Raw genomic sequence first — 19,135 nt, 5'->3', positions numbered from 1 at the left:
CGACGCGCCGCGCTGCCTCGCGGGGAGCGCCGGGGATGGACAAGCAGGGCCGGAATGGGCCAAACCGCTTCCACATCGGCCCGTGACGCTCTAGTGTCCGCGCCTTCCGTCGCCGGACCGAGGCGCCGGCCGCTCGCGTAACGTGACCAGTTCAAGAGATCAGGTTCATGACTGCCCCGCTCACGCTCGATTCCGCGCTCGTCGAGGCCGCCCGGGTCTCGGCCGCATGGCCCTTCGAGGAGGCGCGCAAGCTCATTGCGCGCCTGGAGCGCTCCGGCAAGAAAGAGGTGTTGTTCGAGACGGGTTACGGTCCCTCCGGCCTGCCGCACATTGGCACCTTCGGCGAGGTGGCCCGCACCTCCATGGTGCGCCATGCCTTCCGCGTGCTGACCGAGGATCGCATCCCGACGCGGCTCGTCGCCTTCTCCGACGACATGGACGGCCTGCGCAAGGTGCCGGACAACATCCCGAACAAGGAGCTCGTGGCGGCCCATCTCGGCAAGCCGCTGACGCGCGTGCCCGACCCCTTCGGCACGCATGCGAGCTTCGGCGAGCACAACAACGCCCGTCTGCGCGCCTTCCTTGACAGCTTCGGCTTCGACTACGAGTTCCTGTCGGCGACCGAGTGCTATACCGCAGGCCGTTTCGACGCGACGCTTCGGCTCGTGCTGGAGCGCTACGATGCGGTGATGGCCATCATGCTGCCGTCGCTGCGCGAGGAGCGTGCGCAGAGCTATTCGCCCTTCCTGCCGATCCACCCGAGGACGGGCATCGTCATGCAGGTGCCCATCGACGAGGTGAAGCGAGAGGCCGGCACCATCGTCTGGCGCGATCCCGCCACGGGCGAGCGCTTCGAGACGCCCGTCACGGGCGGTCACGCCAAGCTGCAGTGGAAGCCGGACTGGGCCATGCGCTGGGTGGCGCTGGGCGTCGACTACGAGATGGCCGGCAAGGACCTGATCGACTCGGTCAAGCTCTCGGGCAAGATCGCGCGCGCGCTCGGCGCCGAGCCGCCGGAGGGCTTCAACTACGAGCTCTTCCTCGACGAACAGGGCCAGAAGATCTCGAAGTCCAAGGGCAATGGCCTCACCATCGAGGAGTGGCTGCAGTACGGCACGCCGGAGAGCCTGGCGCTGTTCATGTACAACAAGCCGCGCGAGGCCAAGCGCCTGTTCTTCGACGTCATTCCACGGCAGGTGGATGACTACCTCGGCTTCCTCGGCGCCTACGGCAAGCAGGAGTGGAAGCACCGCCTCGGCAATCCTGTCTGGCACATCCATACCGGCAACCCACCGCTGCCCGAGACGATCGAGGCGGCGACAGGCGCCAATGGAGCGGGCACGCAGCTGACCTTCGGCATGCTGCTCAACCTCGCCGGCGTCGCCAATTCCGAGGACCCGGCTGTGCTGTGGGGCTTCATCCGCCGCTACGCGCCGACCGCCTCGCCCGAGACCCATCCGCGCCTCGACAAGCTCGTCGGCTATGCGGTGAATTATTACCGCGATTTCGTGAAGCCGGCGAAGCAGTACCGCGATCCGACGCCGGAGGAGCGCGCGGCGCTTGCCGCGCTCGACGCCGAGCTCGCCGGGCACGAAGGCTCGACCGACGCGGAGGCTCTGCAGTATGCAGTCTACGAGGTGGGGCGCAGCCACTTTCCCGACCTGTCCGGCAAGTCGAAGAGCCCTGACGGCCGCCCCGGCGTGTCGCAGCAGTGGTTCTCGACGATCTACCAGATCCTGCTTGGCGAGCAGCGCGGGCCGCGCTTCGGCTCGTTCATCGCCCTCTACGGCGTGGCAGAGACGCGCGCGCTCATCGCCAAGGGGCTGTCAGGGCAGTTGAGGCGCGAGCACGAGGCCTTCCTCGCGGAACGCGCGCAGGCGAGGATCGCCTGATCGGCGGAGCGCGCCCGGCGCCCCGGCTGTGGCGCGTGTCACTGGCTCGCCCACATCACGCGCGCCATCCAGGCGATGTCGGAGGCCGGCAGCACGCGATCGCCGTGATCGGGATTGAGCGAGCGCAGCTCCACGCTCTTCGCGGTGCGGCGCTTCAGCTCCTTCGCCATCACTTCGCCGTCGGTCGTCTTCACAACGACCCGGTCGCCGCGCCGGATGGTGGCTGTCGGCGAAACGATGATGATGTCGCCGTCGCGGTACAGCGGCTGCATGGAATCGCCTGAAATCTCGAGCGCATAGACCCTGTCATCGCCGAGATCGGGAAAGGCCACCTCGTCCCAGCCGGTGCCGACGGGAAAGCCGCCGTCGTCGAAGAAGCCGCCATTCCCGGCCTGGGCGAAACCGATGAGAGGGATGGATCTGCTCGCCGGGCGCTCGTTGCGGGTGATGAGGGACATGAACTCATCGAGGCTCGCCCCCGTGGCGTCCAGCACCTTGGCGATCGATTCCGTGGAGGGCCAGCGCAGCCGCCCGTCGGCGCCGGCGCGCTTGGACCGGTTGAAAGTCGTCGGATCGAGGCCCGCCTTGCGCGCCAGGCCCGAGGGAGACAGGTCGTAGCGCGCCGCGAGCGCATCGATCGCGTTCCAGATCTGTTCGTGCGACAGCATGGCCGTAACCTCCGCCGCCATGTCGGCGGATCGCTGTGGGAGAATGATCGGGATGTAGGACTTAATACCTTTTGATCGCCGATGCAATCCGAGGTCGGCCGTGCCATCCGCAAGCCCGTTCAACTGCGGTTGATCTCTGCGCCCGGGCCGCGTAGAGCCTCGGCCGTGGCATCGCGAAGCCGGGAGGAGCGCGTTTGAGCCTCGTCTACAAGATCTGCCCCTCCGCCCTGTGGCGCGAGGCCGAGGCCATGGGCCGTTTCGATGGCGCGCCGGTCGACATCGCCGACGGCTATATCCATTTCTCGACCGCCGCGCAGGTGCGCGAGACGGCGGCCAGGCACTTCGCCGGCCAGGACGGCCTCGTGCTCGTCGGCGTCGAGACCGACCGTCTCGGCGAGGCGCTGCGCTGGGAGCCCTCGCGCGGCGGCGACCTCTTCCCCCATCTCTACGGGCCGCTCGGGCTCGATGCCGTGCGCTTCGCCGTGCCGCTCCTCCTCGATGCCGGCGGCAGGCACCGCTTCCCCGACAATCTGCCATGATCGATGTGCTCGCTGGGCTCGCCCGGCCGTTCCTCTTCGCTCTCGACCCCGAGACGGCGCACCGCCTGACGGTCAGAGCGCTCGCCGCCGCGCCGCTGCCGGCCCCGGCCCCGGATGATCCGCGGCTCGCGGTGGAGGCTTTCGGCCTGCGCTTCCCCAATCCCGTCGGCCTCGCCGCCGGTTTCGACAAGAACGCCGAGGTTCCCGACGCGCTGCTGGCGCTCGGCTTCGGCTTCGCGGAGGTCGGGACCGTCACGCCACGCCCGCAGGAGGGCAACCCGCGGCCGCGCATCTTCCGGCTGCCGGCGGACGAGGGCGTCATCAACCGCCTCGGCTTCAACAACGAGGGGCATGCGGCTGCGCGGGCGCGGCTCGCGCGGCGCGCGGGGCGGGCGGGCATCGTCGGCGTCAATATCGGGGCCAACAAGGACACGACGGATCGCGCCGCCGACTATGTCGCCGGCATCGAGGCCTTCGCACCCCATGCCGCCTATTTCACCGTCAACGTGTCGTCGCCCAACACGCCGGGGCTGCGCGACCTGCAGCAGGAGGCGGCGCTCGACGATCTCCTCGCCCGCGTGCTGGCGGCGCGCGACGGCCTCGCCGAGCGGCACGGCCGCCGGCCGGTGCTCCTCAAGATCGCCCCGGACCTGACGCTCGACGAGCTCGACGCCATCGTCGCCGTGGCGAAGCGGCGCGCCGTCGACGGCCTCATCGTCTCGAACACGACGGTGTCGCGCCCGGCGAGCCTTGCCGACAGACGCGTCGCGGGCGAAGCGGGGGGGCTGTCGGGCAGGCCCCTCTTCCGCCTGTCGACCCGCATGCTGGCCGAGGCCTGTCTGCGCGTGGACGGGGCCTTTCCCCTCGTGGGCGTCGGCGGAGTGGACTGCGCGGAGGCTGCCTGGACCAAGATCCGGGCCGGTGCGACCCTCGTCCAGCTCTACTCGGCCATGGTCTACAAGGGGCCCGGGCTTGCCTGCGCGATCAAGCGCGGCCTCGCGGAGCGGCTGACGCGCGAGAATGCGAGCCTCGCGGGCTCGGTCGGCCGGGACGCGGCCGAGATCGCGCGCGCCTTCGCCTGAGGCCTGCGGTCTTCGCGCGCGCTCCCCTGGAGGGCGCGCGCCGGGGCATTAGCGTCCGCCGCCGAAGAGGCGCAGCACGAGCCAGACGGGCACCACGATCACGGCGCCGTAGACGAGCCACCAGAACACTTCTTCGACAGCCGCGAAGCCGCGATTGAGGATGCCACGGACGAACCGGACGGTGCCGTCGATCAGCCCTCTCGGTGTGATGTCGAAGAAGGCCATGAAGGCGCCGACGAGGATCGACAGGAAGACGAGCTTGACCACGACGGCGCCCGGCGAACCGCCGAAGAAGCGCTGCATCGATCCGTTGGCCATTCCCTTGCTCCCCTTCCCTGCCAGGCCAGCGCGGCGCGGGCTGGACCGCGCGCCGGGGCCGATGTTTCATCGCAGGCTCTTCCCGCCCAGGCAAGCCGCCCCAGCCCCGCCATGCTCGATCCCACTCTCTTCGATCCCGCTGCCGTCGACGCCGAGACCGCGGCGCTCAACGCCGACATCCTCGCAAGGCTCACCGGCGCGCCGGACCAGTGGTCGTTCCCCGCCGCCGTCGTGCGCGAGCGGCGTGCCGCCGGGCTCGGCCCCTTTCCGCTCGCTCCGAAAAGCCCGCGCGCCGAGACGGTCTCGATCGAGGGGCCGGGAGGGCCCCTGTCCCTGCGCATCGTCGCGCCGGAGCGCCCACGCGGCGTCTATCTGCATTTCCACGGTGGCGGTTGGATGCTCGGCGCGGCCGACGAGCAGGACCCTCGCCTCGAGCGCCTTGCCGACAATGCCGGACTCGCCTGCGTCTCGGTCGACTACCGGCTCGCGCCGGAAGATCCCTATCCGGCCGGACCGGACGACTGCGAGGCGGCGGCTCTCTGGCTCCTGCGCGAGGGGGCGCGCCGCTTCGGCACCGAACGGTTCATGATCGGGGGCGAATCGGCCGGTGCGCATCTGTCCGTCGTCACCCTGCTGCGCCTGCGCGACAGGCACGGCCTACGGCCCTTTCGCGCCGCCAATCTCGTCGCGGGCGTCTACGACCTCGCGATGACGCCGAGCGTGCGCAACTGGGGCGAGGAGAAGCTCATCCTCAACACGCGCGACATCTTTCTCTTCGTGCAGGGCTTCCTGCGGAGGCGTGGGGATGTGCGCGACCCCGACGTCTCCCCCATCCAGGCCGATCTCGCCGGCCTGCCGCCGGCGCTCTTCACGGTAGGCACGCGCGATCTCCTCGTCGACGACACGCTCTTCATGAGCGCCCGGTGGGCTGCGGCGGGCAATCGCAGCGAGCTCGCCGTCTGGCCCGGCGGCGCGCATGTCTTCGTCGCCTTTCCGGGCGCGCTCGCCGAGCGGGCGCTCGCCCGCATGGACGAGTTCCTGGGCGCCGCCTGAGGCAGCCCGAAATGGATCGCCCGAAACACCCCATCCGCAAGCAGGGGAGGAGGAAGCATCATGATCGAGATCAAGGCCCGCAACCCGTCCGGGGTGTTCGCGCCCGTCGGGCCCTACGCCCACGCGGTGGAAGCGACGAGCGCGGCACGGATGCTGTTCATCAGCGGCACGCTCGGCATCCGCCGTGACGGAACGATTCCGGAGACGGTCGAGGAACAGCTCGATGTCTTGTGGGACAATATCCGTGCCATCCTCAGCGATGCTGACATGGACGTGCGCAATCTCGTGAAGGTGATCGCCTTCCTCAAGGATGCGAGTTATCGCGCCGCCAACACCGCGGCGCGCACCAAGGCGCTGGGTGACCACAAGGTGGCAGCGACGGTTGTCGTTGCGGAGCTCCTCGACCCGCTCTGACACGCCGAGATCGAGGCGATCGCCGTGGCCTGAGGCGAGGCGTGGGCAACCGCGCGGTCAACTCGCCGCCGGCGCGGCCCACTGGCCGGCGGCGATCTTGGAGGCGGCGATCACCGCCTGGGTGCGACTCTCGACACCGAGCTTTTGCAGGATGGCGGAGACGTGCGCCTTCACCGTCGCCTCCGAGACGCCGAGCTCGTAGGCGATCTGCTTGTTGAGGAGCCCCTCGGACAGCATCATGAGCACGCGCACTTGCTGCGGCGTCAGGCTGGCGAGGCGCTTGACGATCTCGCCCGTCTCGCGGTCCACCGGGCCGGACAGGTCGACGTCGGCCGGCGTCCAGGTGCCACCGGCAAGCACCACCTTGAGCGCCGCGCCCATGCCGTCGATGTCGAGCGACTTCGGGATGTAGCCCGCGGCGCCGAACTCCATGCAGCGGCGGATCGTGGCCGGATCGTCGTTGGCGGAGACGACCACGACGGGAATGCCGGGATGCTGCGCCCGCAGGTACATCAGCCCGGAGAAGCCCTGCACGCCCGGCATGGTGAGATCGAGCAGCACGAGATCGGCGTCCGCCGTTCCAGCGAGTTCCTTCGTCATGTCGTCGAAACTGCCGGCCTCGATGATCGTCGCGCCTGTGATGAGGCTGCCGATCGCCTGGCGCAACGCCCCGCGAAACAGCGGATGATCGTCGGCGATGATGATCCGCGCCTCGGACTGGTCACTCACGCATGATCCTCCCAAAACCCCGAGTCATTGTCCCGCCCCGGGGACGCGCCCGCAAGAGCCGAACCATCGGCTTTTTGGCGAAGGATCGTGCCGGCAGGCGCGTTTCCCGAGACTTCCGTGAAACGGCCGGCCGTGCAACCTTCACACCACCCGGGCGGCCTGGCGCCCGGGATGTGCGAGGAGGAGGCGCAGGACGTGGCTGGCGGAAACGTGGAAGGCCATCGGCGCGCCGCTCGGCGCCTCGCCCTGGGCCTGGCGGCCTTCGCCGTCCTGTGCATGGGGGCGCCCGTTCTGCTCCTGGCGCTGGCGCCAGCTGGCGGGGCCGGGGAGGGGCCATTTGCCAGTCTCGTGTGGACAATGGTGATCGGCCTCGTCGGCGCCGCGCTCTGGTCCGTGCGACGCGAGGCGGCACTCGCCCGCCGATTCGCGGCCGACGACGACGTGTGAAGTGGTCTTCCCGAACGAGGTGACGCCGTGGAGATGCCGTCGGAACGCCCCCAGAGTCGCACGCTCGGCCGCGTCTACAGCCTCTATGCCGCTGGCCTTGCGGCGATCTTTCTCGTTTTCGCGCTCCTGGAGCGCATCGGGCTGCCGCCGCAGATCATCACCTATGGCTTCACCGTCACGACCATCACAGCCTATGTGCTGTTCGGCTGGGCGAGCCGCACCATGCGCGTCTCCGGCTTCTTCACCGCCGGCCGGCGCGTTGCCGCCGCCTGGAACGGCCTGGCGCTCGCGGTATCGATCCTGCCCGTCGCCGTCCTGACCGGATTGCCGGGCTCCGTCTTCTTCGGCGGCGTCGGGGCCCTGCTCGCGGTTCTCGGCATGACCGGGGGCCTCGTGCTGATGCTCGCGCTCGTGGCGGGGCCTCTCAACGCATCGGGCGCCGTGACCGTGCCGGATGCCCTCGCCCTGCGCTGCGGGGGCACGCTGCCGCGCCTCCTGGCCGTCGTCGTCGTGCTCGCGAGCGGGGCCGCGGCCCTGGCCGCGCAACTCTGGGCGCTCGGCGAACTTCTCGCCTGGGGCTTCGGCCTCACGCGCGAGACGGCGCTCGTCACGGCAAGCCTTCTCGTCATCGCCTGCACGGTGTTCGGCGGACTGCGCGCACTGACCTGGACGCAGGTGGCGCAGGCGTTCGTCGTGGCCGCAGCCGCCACCCTTCCACTTCTCATGCTGTGGCTGCGCGCCCGGATGCTGCGCGCCGGCGCCGGGATGGGAGAACCCCTCGTGCCGGCGCTCACGAGCGGTGTGCCGCCCGACAGTGCCGGCCTGGTCATGCAGATGGCTGCCGATCCGCTGAATGCTGCCGCGCTCGTGGTGGCCATCGCCGCCGGCACGGCCTCGCTGCCGCATCTCCTGCATCGGCCGATCGCAGCGTCGTCGGCGCGCGAGGCGCGGCGCGCCGTCGCCTGGGCCGTCGTGCTGGGCGCGGCCTTCGCCCTCGCCGGTGTGGCCTACGCTCTCATCCTGTCCCACGACGTCGCGGCGACGCTCGTCGGCCGGCCCGTGGCGCGCCTGCCGGACTGGATCTTCACGGAAGGCCGGCAGGGGCTCGTAAAGATCTGCGGCATGGCGGCCGTGGACGCGGTGTCGGTCGCCGCCGCCTGCAGCGGGGCTGTCGGCGATGCGGGATTTCTGCGGCCGGAGAATGTGGCTCTGGCGCCCTCGGTCCTCCTTCTCGCCGGGCCTCGAGCAGCGGGATTGCCGATCGTCGTGGCGACGCTCGGTTTCACCGGGCTGCTGGCGGCGGCGCTCGCCGCGAGCGGTGGTCTTGCCTTCGCGCTGGCGGCCGTTCTGGCGCACGACCTGCATCATCGCACCATCGACCGTCAGGCGCCATCGGCCCGCCGGCTGATCGTGGCGCGTCTGGCCCTCGTCGCGGTGGCCGGCGCGGCCGCCTTGCTGGCGCTCCGCTGGCGTGAGGATGCGATCGCCCTCGCGCCAGCCGCCTTCGCCCTGGCGGCGTCGGGCCTTTTCCCCGCGCTCGTGCTCGGCTTCTGGTGGCGGCGGACAACCGCCGCCGGCGTGGTCGCAGGCATGGTCGCGGGTTCCGGCCTCTGCCTCTACTATGTCCTCGCGACCCGCTTCGCCGCGCCGGCCTTCTACGAGACGTGGAGCATGCTGTCGAACGCGTCGCCTGCTGCAGCGGCCCGCTATGCCGCGCTCAAGGTGGAGTGGCTTGCAGCGACAGGGGAGGCAGCGCGGGCGGCCGCACGCGCGGTTCTCGAGGGCCACGCGCGCGGCATCGCCAACTGGTTCGGCCTCATGCCCTTCGGGATCGCGCTCGTCTCTCTCCCGCTCGGGGCGCTCGTCATGATCGGCGTCTCGCTCGCGGATCGCGCGCTTCGGCCGGCGGCGGCCGAGGTCGAGGCTCCCCGGCCCGGAGAGCCCGGTGCCCGGCCCTTTGCCGACCGGGCGGCCTGACGGTCCTCAACGGGACCGCTGGCCGCGTCGCCTCCTGCACCCTCGTCAGGGGCTGCCTAGGTGGCGCCGGCGACGTGCAGGATCAGCTCGCGCCGGTGTGGGGCGTCGCGGTGCTCGATGAGGTAGATGCCCTGCCATGTGCCGAGTGCCATGCATGCGGATGTGATCGGGATGGCGAGCGAGACGCCGGTCAGCATGCCGCGGATGTGGGCCGGCATGTCGTCCGGCCCCTCGGTGCGGTGGATGTAGTGCGCATGGCGCGGCGCGAGGCCGTCGAGCGCCGTCATGAGGTCCGTTCGCACGTCCGGATCGGCGTTCTCCTGGATGGTGAGGGAAGCCGAGGTGTGCCGGCAGAAGACGGTGAGGAGCCCTTCGCGCACCGCCGTGCCGGCGAGCCAGCGCGCGACGTCGGAGGTGATCTCGACGAAACCCGGGCCGCGCGTCTCCACGATCAGGCGGGCGAGCGCCTGAACGGGAGCGGGGCCGGCGGAAATCTGGACGAGCGAGCGGGTCATCGCGTCACTCCCTTTCGGCGGCGCGGGGCCTGGCGGCGCGTCCCGCCTCGATCCGCGCGAGCATGGTTTCCAGGAGGTCGATCCGGTCGGCGTCCCGCGGCGGCTTGTCCCAGCGGATGCGACTGATGCGCGGGAAGCGCATGGCGAGGCCGGATTTGTGCCGCGCCGAGCGCTGCAGCCCCTCGAAGGCGACTTCCAGCACGAGGCCGCGGTCCGGCTCGTGCGCGATCTCGCGCACCGGACCGAAGCGGTTGACCGTGTGATTGCGAACGAAGAGGTCGAGAGCCTTGAGCTCCTCGTCGGTGAAGCCGAAATAGGCCTTGCCGACGGGCACCAGTTCGTCGCCTCCCTCGCCGTCGCGCCAGACGCCGAAGGTGTAGTCCGAATAGAAGGACGAGCGCTTGCCATGGCCGCGCTGGGCGTACATGAGCACTGCATCGACGGCGAAGGGATCGCGCTTCCATTTGAACCAGAGGCCCTTCGGGCGGCCCGGCACATACGGGCTGTCGAGCCGCTTCAGCATGCAGCCCTCGACGGCTTCCGCATCGGTGACCGCGCCCGCCGACGCGGGCTCGGCACGCGCGGAGGCGAGCGCGGCCCAGTCGACGAAGGGGATGAGCGGTGACAGGTCGACACGGTGCGAGGCGAGGCGCCGGACGAACTCCTCAAGGCGCTGGCGCCGCTCCGCGAAGGGGAGGGGGCGAAGGTCGCTCTCGCCGTCGGCCAGGAGATCGTAGGCGCGGATATGGGCGGGGAAGTCGACGAGGAGCTTCGGCGTCACGGCCTTGCGATTGAGGCGCTGCTGCAGGACGTTGAAGCTCTGCACGCGACCGTCGCGCAGGACCAGCAGTTCGCCGTCGATCGCACCCCAGAAGGCCTCGTCGTCGATCAGCGCCTGCACCAGATCGGGGAAAGCGGCCGAAATCTCCTCGCCCGTGCGGGAGTAGAGCCGCGCCACGGCGCGGCCGTCGGTGCGGCGGGCCTTTACCGCCTGCACGCGGATGCCGTCCCATTTCCATTCAGCGGCGAATTCGGATGGGGCGAGGGCGGCGAAATCCTCCTCATCGAGCGGGTGGGCGAGCATCGGCGGGCGGAAGGGAGCGGGATCGCTCGCCTGCGGCCGCGGTCCGCGTCCTTCGACCCAGGCGAAGAGCGCCACATAGGGCGGCTCGAGCCCGTGCCAGACCTCCTCAACCTCGTTGACGGCGAGCCCGCCGAGGTCGGCCACGGCCGCCTTGGCGAGCCTGGCCGAAACGCCGATGCGCAAGGCTCCGGTGATGAGCTTGAGCAACGCCCACCGCCCGGTCTCGTCGAGGGCGTCGAGCCAGCCGGCGAGCAGGGGCGGCAGGTCGGGCTTCAACGTGGCGGAAAGCGCCTCGACGACCTCGGCAAGTGTCGGGGCGGGAGGGCGGTTGTGGCCGGTCCTTCCCTGCGGCCACATCAGCGCCACCGTTTCCGACAGGTCGCCGACATAGTCGTAGGACAGCGCGAAGAGGACCCGATCGGTGCGTTCCGTGATCAGCCTGCGGATGAGGCCCGGTTTCGCACCGGCGAAGGAGAGCGCACCCGTCAGGGCCGCGAGCGCATAGCCGCGCTCGGGATCGGCCGTCACGCGGAAAAACTCCGTCATGAGCCGCAGCTTGGCGTTGCGCCGCGGCTCGTAGGCGAGGCGATCGAGCAGGGCGGCGAAGCGGTTCATGGCGAAGGCTCCCCCTCGCGTGGCCTGCCGGGGCCCGGCACTCGGCCGGTTGCGACCTGGACAGCCGGGGTCGAATCGAGGCCGCCCGCCTGGCCCGAAGCGGCGGGCGGAGCCTCGGTCGCGTCCTCGTCGCCGTAGCCAAGCATGTGCAGCGGCCGCGCCTTGATGCCGTTCAGGAGGCACCAGTGCACGAGGGCATCCTCCTGCCCGTGCGTGACCCACACCTCCTCGGCGCCCGTCTCGACGATGGTCGTGCAGAGATCGTCCCAGTCGGCATGGTCGGACACGACGAGCGGCAGTTCCACGCCCCGCTGGCGGGCGCGGGCGCGCACGCGCATCCAGCCCGAGGCGAAGGCCGCGACCGGGTCGGGGAAACGCCGCGCCCACAGGTCCTGCAGGGCACCCGGCGGGCAGATGACAATGGCGCCGCCGAGGGCCGCACGACCCTCCGCCCGGACGAGGCGGATGTCGCCGAGCTGCACACTCTGGGCGACGTAGTAGTCCGTCAGCCTTTCCATGGCGCCGTGCACGTAGATGGGCCGCTCATAGCCCGTCTCCCGGATCAGGGCGATCAGCCGCTGCGCCTTGCCCAGCGGATAGGCGCCGACGAGATGCGCCTGCTCGGGAAAGAGGGCGACCGATTGCAGGAGTTTCGCGATCTCCGCGCCGGGGGCCGGGTGGCGGAAAACCGGCAGGCCGAAGGTCGCCTCGGTAATGAAGACGTCGCAGGACACCGGCTCGAAGGCACGGCAGGTGGGATCGGGGGCGCGCTTGTAGTCGCCGGAGACGACGATGCGCGTCGGCCCGGCTTCGATGATGATCTGCGCCGAACCGAGCACGTGGCCCGCGGGCACGAAGGTGACCCGCACCGGCCCGAGTGCAATCGGTTCGCCATATGTCGCGATCTGCGTCGATCCGGCGAAAGCCTCGCCGTAGCGCACACCCATGATCCCCAGGGTCTCGGCAGTGGCGAGCACGGCACCGTGCCCGGCCCGCGCGTGATCGGAGTGACCATGGGTGATCAGGGCCCTCGCAACAGGGCGCACGGGATCGACGTGGAAATCGCCGGGCGGGCAAAAGAGACCCGCCGGCGTGAGTGTCAGGATGTCGGCCGGACGCATGGTTCAAAGATAGGCGCATCCGCCCGCTACCCAAAGAGAAGGGCCTCGCCCTTCGAAAGGTGAGGCCCGGGAAGGCGCGGCAGGCGTCTTGTCGTTCATTCACACACGCGAACCCGCCGGATGTAGACGTTGCCGAAGCGGTCGACGACTTCGCGGCGGGTGAAGTAGCACTCGCCGTAGTAGGTGGGGGCGGACGAGGCGGCCAGCGCGCCGAGCGCAAGGCCACCCGCGAAGCCGGCCGCACCCCAGCCCCAGCCGTGATGCCACTTGGGATGGTGCCAGTACGGCTTGTAGTAGGGCGAAGCCGAGGCCGACGTCGTGGTGGCGGCGAGGCCGGTGCCGAGTGCGGCGACGGTGAAGGCGGCGGCGAGGGTCTTCTTCAGGATGGTCATGGCTCGTTCCTCTGGTCTGTCGATGCGGGCGTTTCGCCCTTGTCGCTGCGTCGCCGTCCTCTCCGATCGGCGATGATGGCAGTGTGCCGCGCCGACCGGGCCATCGCGGTGCGGCGGCGCACGCAGGAAAAGCCTTGACGCAGAAGAGGTTCGGCCGCTTTGTCTCGCGCCGATGCCCTCACCTCTGCGCCTACGCACCATGTCGCTTGCCGTCACGCATCGCTCCTCGGGTGATCTCCGCGCCGACCGGCGTTACGCCTATGCCGAGGCGGCGTTGAAGGAGGGCGATGCCGCGGCGGCGGCCGACCTCATGCAGCAGACAGTGGAGATCGTTCCGGGCTGGGTGCCGGCGTGGATCCTGCTGGGCACGGCGCGGCTTGCGCTCTCCGACCGCGCCGGTGCGGCGGCGGCCTTGCGGGAGGCCCTCAGGCTCGATCCGACGGACGTGCTCGGGGCGGGGCCGCGGCTCGCCCGCCTTGGCCTCGCGCCCGTGCAAGGGGCCATGACCGATGCTTACGTGCGTGCCCTCTTCGACGACTACGCCGGCCGCTTCGATGCGCATCTGACGCGCGATCTCGCCTATCGCGGCCCGGCGCTCCTTCTGCAGGCCGTCGACCGCGCCGCGGCGGCAACAACAGGGCGCGGGCTGCGCTTCGCTCGGGTGCTCGATCTCGGCTGCGGCACCGGCCTGATGGGAGAGGCCGTTCGGGCGCGAGCGGAGCATCTCGCCGGCTGCGACCTGTCCCCCGTCATGGTGGAGAAGGCGCGCGCCAAGCGGGTCTATGATGCGCTCGCTGTCGCCGATCTCCTGACCTTCCTCAGCGCGGAGGAGGAGGTCAGCGCCGATCTCCTCCTCGCGGCGGATGTGCTCGTCTATGTCGGCGAGCTCGCTGCGATCTTTGCCGCGGCCGCGCGCGTGCTGCAGCACCGTGGGCTGTTCGCCTTCACCGTCCAGGCGCCCGGCGCCGGCGGCGAGGAGGCGTTCGAGCTGGGGGAGGACATGCGCTATGCCCATGGTTCCGGCTACCTGCGCGCGCGCGCCGCCGCGGCCGGTCTCGCCGTCCTGTCGCTGGAATCCGCCGCGACGCGGCTCGACCGCGGCGCGCCGGTGCCGGGCCACGTGGTGGTCCTCACCCGATCATCCTGAAGGGCGCCGTGCCGCGAGGGTGACGAGCGCGCCTGACGGCGCTACCTCTGGTGCGTGTCGGACCGCTCTCTCCCGACGGCAGCCGGGGTGCTGCCTGCCCGATTCGCCGCCTGGTTCGCCTTGCGCGGCTGGAGCCCGCGCGCCCACCAGCTCGTGCTCCTGGAAAAGGCGCGCGCCGGCCGTTCCACCCTCCTCGTCGCGCCCACCGGCGCCGGCAAGACACTCGCCGGCTTCCTGCCGAGCCTGGTCGAACTGGCGGAGCGGGATGGGGAAGAGCGGGAGGAGCCTGCCCTCCGGCTTCACACGCTCTACATCTCGCCCCTGAAGGCGCTTGCTGTCGATATCGCCCGCAACCTCGAGGTGCCCGTCGCCGAGATGGGGCTTCCCATCCGCATCGAGACGCGCACCGGCGACACGAGTGCCCACAAGCGGGCGCGCCAGATGGTGCGTCCGCCGGACATCCTGCTGACGACGCCCGAGCAGCTCGCGCTCATGCTCGCCCACCGGAGCGCGCGCGAGCTCTTCTGTGGCCTGCGCCGCGTCGTGCTGGACGAATTGCACGCTCTCGTCACCTCGAAGCGCGGCGATCTCCTGGCGCTGGGCCTCGCACGTCTCAGGGCGCTGGCGCCGGGCCTGACTGCGGTCGGCCTCTCGGCGACGGTGCGCGAGCCCGAGGTGCTCGCCCGCTATCTGGCGCCGGGGGCCGAGGTCGTGGCGGCCGCAGGCGGTGCGCGGCCCGACATGCGGATCCTCGAGACGGCGGCGGTGCTGCCCCTCGCCGGCCATACCGCGCTGCATGCCATGGGCGAGATCTATGCCGCCATCAGGGCGCATCGCCTGACGCTCGTCTTCGTCAACACGCGCATGCAGGCGGAGTTCGTCTTCCAGGAACTCTGGCGGCGTAACGACGACGGTCTCGCCATCGCGCTCCACCATGGCTCGCTCGACGCCGGACAGCGCCGCAAGGTCGAGGCGGCGATGGCGGAGGGGCGGCTCAAGGCCGTGGTCTGCACCTCGACGCTCGATCTCGGTATCGACTGGGGCGACGTCGATCTCGTCGTCAACGTGGGTGCGCCCAAGGGGGCGAGCCGGCTGATGCAGCGCATCGGGCGCGCCAACCACCGCCTCGACGAGCCGTCCAAGGCCTTCCTCGTGCCGGCCAACCGCTTCGAGATCCTGGAATGCCGCGCCGCGCTCGACGCCGTGGCCGCAGCGGCGCAGGACACGCCGGACGCGCGCGCGGGCGCCCTCGACGTGCTCGCCCAGCATGTGCTCGGCGTCGCCTGCGCCGAGCCTTTCGCCGCCGATGCCCTTCATGCCGAGGTCGTGACCGCAGCGCCCTATGCGGGCCTGTCACGCGCCGATTTCGACACCGTCCTGCAGTTCGTCGCGACCGGCGGTTACGCGCTCACGGCCTATGAGCGCTTCGCCAAGATCGTGCATGGCAAGGATGGCCTGTGGCGCGTCGCCAATCCGCGTGTCGCCCAGCAATACCGCCTCAACGTCGGCACCATCGTCGAGGAGCCAATGCTGAAGGTGCGCATTGCTAAGCCGCGTCGGCGGGCGCCGGGCATGCCCGGGACGATCCTGCGCGGCGGCCGCATCGTCGGTGAGATTGAAGAATATTTCGCCGAGACCATGAGCCCGGGCGACACCTTCGTCTTCGCCGGCGAGGTGCTGCGCTTCGCGGGCATCGTCGAGAACGAGGTCGTCGCCTCGCGCACGAGTGCCGGCACCGATCCGAAGATTCCCTCCTACGCCGGGGGCAAGTTCCCGCTCTCGACCTTCCTCGCGGAGCGCGTGCGCCGGATGATCGCCGCGCCCGACGACTGGCACCGCCTGCCCGAGCAGGTGGCCTCATGGCTCGAGGCTCAGCGGCGCAGGTCGCGGCTGCCGGGCCGGCGGGATCTGCTCGTCGAGACCTTCCCGCGGGCGGGCAGGTACTATCTCGTCGCCTATCCCTTCGAGGGGCGGCTCGCCCACCAGACGCTCGGCATGCTGCTGACCCGCCGGCTGGAACGCGCGCGGCTGCGGCCGCTCGGCTTCGTCTGCAACGACTACGGCCTCGCTGTCTGGGGCCTCGCCGACATCGGCGCCGCCGTGGCCAGCGGGCGGCTCCGTATGGCGGACCTGTTCTGCGAGGACATGCTCGGCGACGATCTGGAGGAATGGCTGCACGAATCGGCCCTGATGAAGCGCACCTTCCGCCACTGCGCCATCATCGCCGGGCTCATCGAGCGACGCTTTCCGGGCCAGGAGAAGACCGGGCGGCAAGTCACCATGTCCACCGATCTCGTCTACGACGTGCTGCGCCGGCACGAGCCGGACCATCTCCTTCTGCGCGCGGCGCGGGCAGATGCGGCGACCGGCCTTCTCGACCTGAAGCGGCTGACGGACATGCTGTCGCGCATTCGCGGGCATATCGTGCACCAGTCGCTCGACCATCTTTCGCCGCTGTCCGTCGCCGTCATGCTGGAGATCGGGCGCGAGACGGTTTACGGCGAAGCGTCGGAGGCCATCCTGGCTGAGGCCGAGGCACTGATGATCGAGGAGGCGCTGGCATGAGCCTCGTGGAGGGCAAGGCCGCGGTGGGCATGCGTGCGCCGACGGTGCTCACGCTCGGCGGGGCGGCGTTCATCGCCGACCCGGCCGGCGCCCTCTTCCGCGAGGCAGACCGCCTGCTCGTCGTCGCCGACCTGCATCTCGAAAAGGGCTCGTCATATGCGCGCCGTGGTGTCCTGCTGCCCCCCTACGATACCCGCACCACGCTGCAGCGCCTCGCCCGCCTCGTCGCCCGCTATGCGCCGCATGCCGTCCTTGCGCTTGGCGACAGCTTTCACGATGGAGACGCGCACGGACGGCTCGACGTCGATGATCGCGCCGCGATCGCGGATCTGCAGCGGGGGCGCGACTGGGTCTGGGTGACGGGCAACCACGATCCGGCCGTTCCTCCGGGCGCGGGCGGCACAGTGGCGGAGACGCTCGTCCTCGGCGGCGTGACCTTCCGCCACGAGCCGGGCGGCACGGAGGCGCCGGAGGTGGCGGCACATCTGCATCCCGTCGCCAAGGTGCGCCTGCGTGGGCGCGCGGTGCGGCGCCGCTGTTTCGTGGCAAGCGAGCGCCGGTGCGTCCTGCCGGCGCTCGGCGCCTATGCCGGCGGGCTCAACGTGCGCCATGGCGCCTTTCAGCCCCTGTTCCCGGATGGGCTGACGGCGCATCTCCTGGGCGAGGAGCGCCTCTACTCGATCGCCGGGCCGCTGCTCGTGCCGGACTGAGGCCGGCTGCCGGCAGGTCGGGCGCGCCGGCTTCCGCCCTTCGGGACGGCGCGCTAGTCGCGCCGGAAAATGATCGTGGCGAGCCAGCCGAAGAGAAGGGCGAGGACGCCGACGCTCGCGCCGTAGAGCAGGGAATGATCGCGGGAGAGTTCGACGGTCGTCTGTTCGAAGCCGGTCTTGATCACCTCGAAGCTCGTGCTCTGGCGCGTGAGCAGCACTCCGTCGGAGAACAGCGCCACCTCCACCTCGTAGTTTCCGGTCGGCGCGATCGCCGGCAGGATGATCGGAGCGCGGAAGATCGTCGGCGTCAGGAAGGTGACGCCGCGGCTGTTCTCGGCGAAGAGCCCCTGTTCGGTCTTGAGGCGCACCAGGGCATCGCGGAACTTGACCTCGCTCGGTTCGTTCCGGCGCGCGGGGTCGGCGAGGATGGCATCGAGGCCGATCTTGAAGCGCAGGCGCTGCATCTCGTCGGCAATGTCCTCGGTCGGACGGGTCGACTGTACGACGAGATAGACGGGCAGCTCCGGAAAGCGGCGGCGCGAGATGTTCAGCCAGATGAAGCCGGCCTTCTCCTTTTCGCGCACGACCGTCATGCGGCGGGGACCGCGGACGGTGACCACGATGTCATAGCCGGCGGCACGGGCGACCGTCTGCTGATCGCGCTCGACGGCGCCGAAGACGACGATCTCGGCGCCCGTGTAATTCGATGTGATCGCGACGCGGTGGGTCGACAGCGAGGCGACGAGTGTCTCGGCGCGGACACCGGCGACACCGGCGACACCGGCGAGGAGGAGCAGGAGGGCGAGGACGCCGCGGGGCATCAGCTGCCCTCCTGCACCACCGAGAACGGCTCGTCGGGCCGGACGACGATCTCGATGGCAAAGCGCAGGCCCACCCCGAGCACGAGGATGGCAAGCAGAAGGCGGAAGGACTCGCCCTTGAGCTTCTGGCCCGCGCGCGCGCCGAACTGGGCGCCCATGACGCCGCCTACGATGAGCAGGATCGCGAGCACGACGTCCACGGACTGATTGGTGACGGCATGCAGGAGCGTCGCGGCCAGCATCGTGAACAGGATCTGGAAGAGCGAGGTGCCAACGACCACGGCGGCGGGGATGCGGAAGAGATAGATGAGCGCGGGCACGAGGATGAAGCCGCCGCCGATGCCGAGCACGGCGCCGGCAAAAGCGATGAGCACGGCGAGCAGCATGATCGGGATGACGCTGCCGTAAAGCTTCGAGCGGTGGAAGCGCATCCTCAGCGGCAGGCCGAGGTACCAGGCATGCTCGCCCGGCTTGCGCAGCAGGCGGGGTGTGCCCTTGCGGGCAGCCCATAGCGCATTGAGGCTTTCGACGAGCATCAGCGTACCGATGACGCCGAAGAGCGTCACGTAGGACACGACGATGACGAAATCGAGCTGCCCCATGCGGCGCATCGAATTGAAGAACAGGACACCGAGCAATGTGCCGAGGAAGCCGCCTGCGACGAGCACCCCGCCGAGCTTGAGATCGAGCGCCCGCCGTCGCCAGTAGCCGAGCGCGCCGGTGACGGAAGAGGCCGTGATCTGCGCCGTCTGGGTCGCCACCGCGATCGCCGGCGGGATACCGACGAAGATGAGGAGCGGGGTCATGAGAAAGCCGCCGCCCACGCCGAACATTCCCGAGATGAAGCCCACCGCCGCCCCCATGGCAAGCAGCAGGAACATGTTCACGGGCATTTCCGCGATGGGGAGATAGAGCTGCACGCCACGCTTCCCGGACGAGCGTAAACGACCCCCCGCTCGCGCGGATGGCCTGGATCATCTTGCCTGATCAAGCCTTCGGCTTGCTTAACGGTCAACCCGCGTCGGAATCGGCCGGCCGGCCGGCGG

Annotated in this window: 19 protein-coding genes; 10 read left to right on the top strand and 9 right to left on the bottom strand. The window is 70.2% G+C overall.

Features of this window, described 5'->3' with window-relative positions:
• Positions 1-167 precede the first annotated feature (167 nt).
• A complete protein-coding gene (locus tag QNA08_RS07105; RefSeq protein WP_283739985.1) occupies positions 168-1,892 on the top strand; it encodes a lysine--tRNA ligase in 1,725 nt (574 codons plus the stop codon).
• 38 nt (positions 1,893-1,930) lie between these two features.
• Here the strand turns inward: QNA08_RS07105 and QNA08_RS07100 are convergent, their stop codons facing one another.
• Positions 1,931-2,560, bottom strand: a complete 630-nt coding sequence (locus QNA08_RS07100; RefSeq protein ID WP_283740093.1) for a S24 family peptidase — start codon at positions 2,558-2,560, stop codon at positions 1,931-1,933.
• 194 nt (positions 2,561-2,754) lie between these two features.
• On the opposite strand from QNA08_RS07100, the gene QNA08_RS07095 reads away from it, so the two are divergent.
• Positions 2,755-3,099, top strand: coding sequence for a DUF952 domain-containing protein (locus QNA08_RS07095; protein ID WP_283739984.1), 345 nt, complete (start codon positions 2,755-2,757; stop codon positions 3,097-3,099).
• Complete coding sequence (locus QNA08_RS07090) at positions 3,096-4,181, top strand: quinone-dependent dihydroorotate dehydrogenase (protein WP_283739983.1); 1,086 nt, start codon at positions 3,096-3,098, stop codon at positions 4,179-4,181. The genes QNA08_RS07095 and QNA08_RS07090 overlap by 4 nt, the downstream gene beginning before the upstream one ends.
• A 48-nt stretch (positions 4,182-4,229) precedes the next feature.
• Here QNA08_RS07090 and QNA08_RS07085 read toward each other — a convergent pair whose 3' ends face one another.
• On the bottom strand, positions 4,230-4,499 hold the full coding sequence (locus QNA08_RS07085) for a DUF6460 domain-containing protein (RefSeq protein WP_283739982.1): 270 nt from the start codon (positions 4,497-4,499) through the stop codon (positions 4,230-4,232).
• A gap of 111 nt (positions 4,500-4,610) precedes the next feature.
• On the opposite strand from QNA08_RS07085, the gene QNA08_RS07080 reads away from it, so the two are divergent.
• Positions 4,611-5,552 (top strand): alpha/beta hydrolase, encoded by a 942-nt coding sequence (locus QNA08_RS07080; protein WP_283739981.1) that lies wholly within the window; start codon positions 4,611-4,613, stop codon positions 5,550-5,552.
• Positions 5,553-5,612: 60 nt separating this feature from the next.
• Positions 5,613-5,966, top strand: a complete 354-nt coding sequence (locus tag QNA08_RS07075) for a RidA family protein (protein WP_283739980.1) — start codon at positions 5,613-5,615, stop codon at positions 5,964-5,966.
• Positions 5,967-6,023: 57 nt separating this feature from the next.
• Here the strand turns inward: QNA08_RS07075 and QNA08_RS07070 are convergent, their stop codons facing one another.
• Entirely contained in the window at positions 6,024-6,695 is a 672-nt protein-coding gene (locus tag QNA08_RS07070) for a response regulator (RefSeq protein ID WP_283739979.1), read from the bottom strand.
• A 195-nt stretch (positions 6,696-6,890) separates the two neighbouring features.
• Between QNA08_RS07070 and QNA08_RS07065 the strand changes: the two genes are divergently transcribed.
• Together QNA08_RS07065 and QNA08_RS07060 are read left to right on the top strand one after the other, a co-directional pair.
• Positions 6,891-7,142 carry a hypothetical protein gene (locus QNA08_RS07065; RefSeq protein WP_283739978.1) on the top strand — a complete coding sequence of 84 codons (252 nt, stop codon included), beginning with the start codon at positions 6,891-6,893 and terminating at the stop codon, positions 7,140-7,142.
• 33 nt (positions 7,143-7,175) lie between these two features.
• Positions 7,176-9,119 carry a sodium:solute symporter family transporter gene (locus tag QNA08_RS07060; RefSeq protein WP_283740092.1) on the top strand — a complete coding sequence of 648 codons (1,944 nt, stop codon included), beginning with the start codon at positions 7,176-7,178 and terminating at the stop codon, positions 9,117-9,119.
• A gap of 56 nt (positions 9,120-9,175) precedes the next feature.
• On the opposite strand, the gene QNA08_RS07055 is transcribed toward QNA08_RS07060, so the two are convergent.
• From QNA08_RS07055 to QNA08_RS07040, 4 genes are all read right to left on the bottom strand, one after another.
• Positions 9,176-9,634 (bottom strand): secondary thiamine-phosphate synthase enzyme YjbQ, encoded by a 459-nt coding sequence (locus QNA08_RS07055; protein ID WP_283739977.1) that lies wholly within the window; start codon positions 9,632-9,634, stop codon positions 9,176-9,178.
• Positions 9,635-9,638: 4 nt separating this feature from the next.
• Positions 9,639-11,333 carry a cisplatin damage response ATP-dependent DNA ligase gene (locus QNA08_RS07050; RefSeq protein WP_283739976.1) on the bottom strand — a complete coding sequence of 565 codons (1,695 nt, stop codon included), beginning with the start codon at positions 11,331-11,333 and terminating at the stop codon, positions 9,639-9,641.
• Positions 11,330-12,454, bottom strand: a complete 1,125-nt coding sequence (locus QNA08_RS07045; protein ID WP_283739975.1) for a ligase-associated DNA damage response exonuclease — start codon at positions 12,452-12,454, stop codon at positions 11,330-11,332. Before QNA08_RS07045 ends, QNA08_RS07050 begins: the two co-directional genes overlap by 4 nt.
• A 95-nt stretch (positions 12,455-12,549) precedes the next feature.
• Positions 12,550-12,846, bottom strand: a complete 297-nt coding sequence (locus QNA08_RS07040) for a hypothetical protein (RefSeq protein ID WP_283739974.1) — start codon at positions 12,844-12,846, stop codon at positions 12,550-12,552.
• Positions 12,847-13,045: 199 nt separating this feature from the next.
• Here QNA08_RS07040 and QNA08_RS07035 point away from each other — a divergent pair, with 199 nt between their 5' ends.
• The 3 genes from QNA08_RS07035 to pdeM are packed head-to-tail and all read left to right on the top strand — an operon-like array spanning position 13,046 to position 17,268.
• Positions 13,046-13,993, top strand: coding sequence for a class I SAM-dependent DNA methyltransferase (locus tag QNA08_RS07035; RefSeq protein WP_283739973.1), 948 nt, complete (start codon positions 13,046-13,048; stop codon positions 13,991-13,993).
• A 54-nt stretch (positions 13,994-14,047) separates the two neighbouring features.
• Complete coding sequence (locus QNA08_RS07030; RefSeq protein ID WP_422679869.1) at positions 14,048-16,558, top strand: ligase-associated DNA damage response DEXH box helicase; 2,511 nt, start codon at positions 14,048-14,050, stop codon at positions 16,556-16,558.
• Positions 16,555-17,268, top strand: coding sequence for a ligase-associated DNA damage response endonuclease PdeM (gene pdeM, locus QNA08_RS07025; protein ID WP_283739971.1), 714 nt, complete (start codon positions 16,555-16,557; stop codon positions 17,266-17,268). The genes QNA08_RS07030 and pdeM overlap by 4 nt, the downstream gene beginning before the upstream one ends.
• A 53-nt stretch (positions 17,269-17,321) precedes the next feature.
• Here pdeM and QNA08_RS07020 read toward each other — a convergent pair whose 3' ends face one another.
• Together QNA08_RS07020 and QNA08_RS07015 are read right to left on the bottom strand one after the other, a co-directional pair.
• Positions 17,322-18,089, bottom strand: a complete 768-nt coding sequence (locus QNA08_RS07020; RefSeq protein ID WP_283739970.1) for a TIGR02186 family protein — start codon at positions 18,087-18,089, stop codon at positions 17,322-17,324.
• Positions 18,089-19,009: a sulfite exporter TauE/SafE family protein gene (locus tag QNA08_RS07015; protein WP_283739969.1), complete on the bottom strand. Its 921-nt coding sequence runs from the start codon at positions 19,007-19,009 to the stop codon at positions 18,089-18,091. Before QNA08_RS07015 ends, QNA08_RS07020 begins: the two co-directional genes overlap by 1 nt.
• Positions 19,010-19,135: the final 126 nt, after the last annotated feature.

The organism is Chelatococcus albus, from assembly GCF_030067675.1.
GTDB classification, from domain to species: Bacteria; Pseudomonadota; Alphaproteobacteria; order Rhizobiales; family Beijerinckiaceae; genus Chelatococcus_A; species Chelatococcus_A albus.
This window is presented reverse-complemented; position numbering and strand designations above follow the sequence as displayed.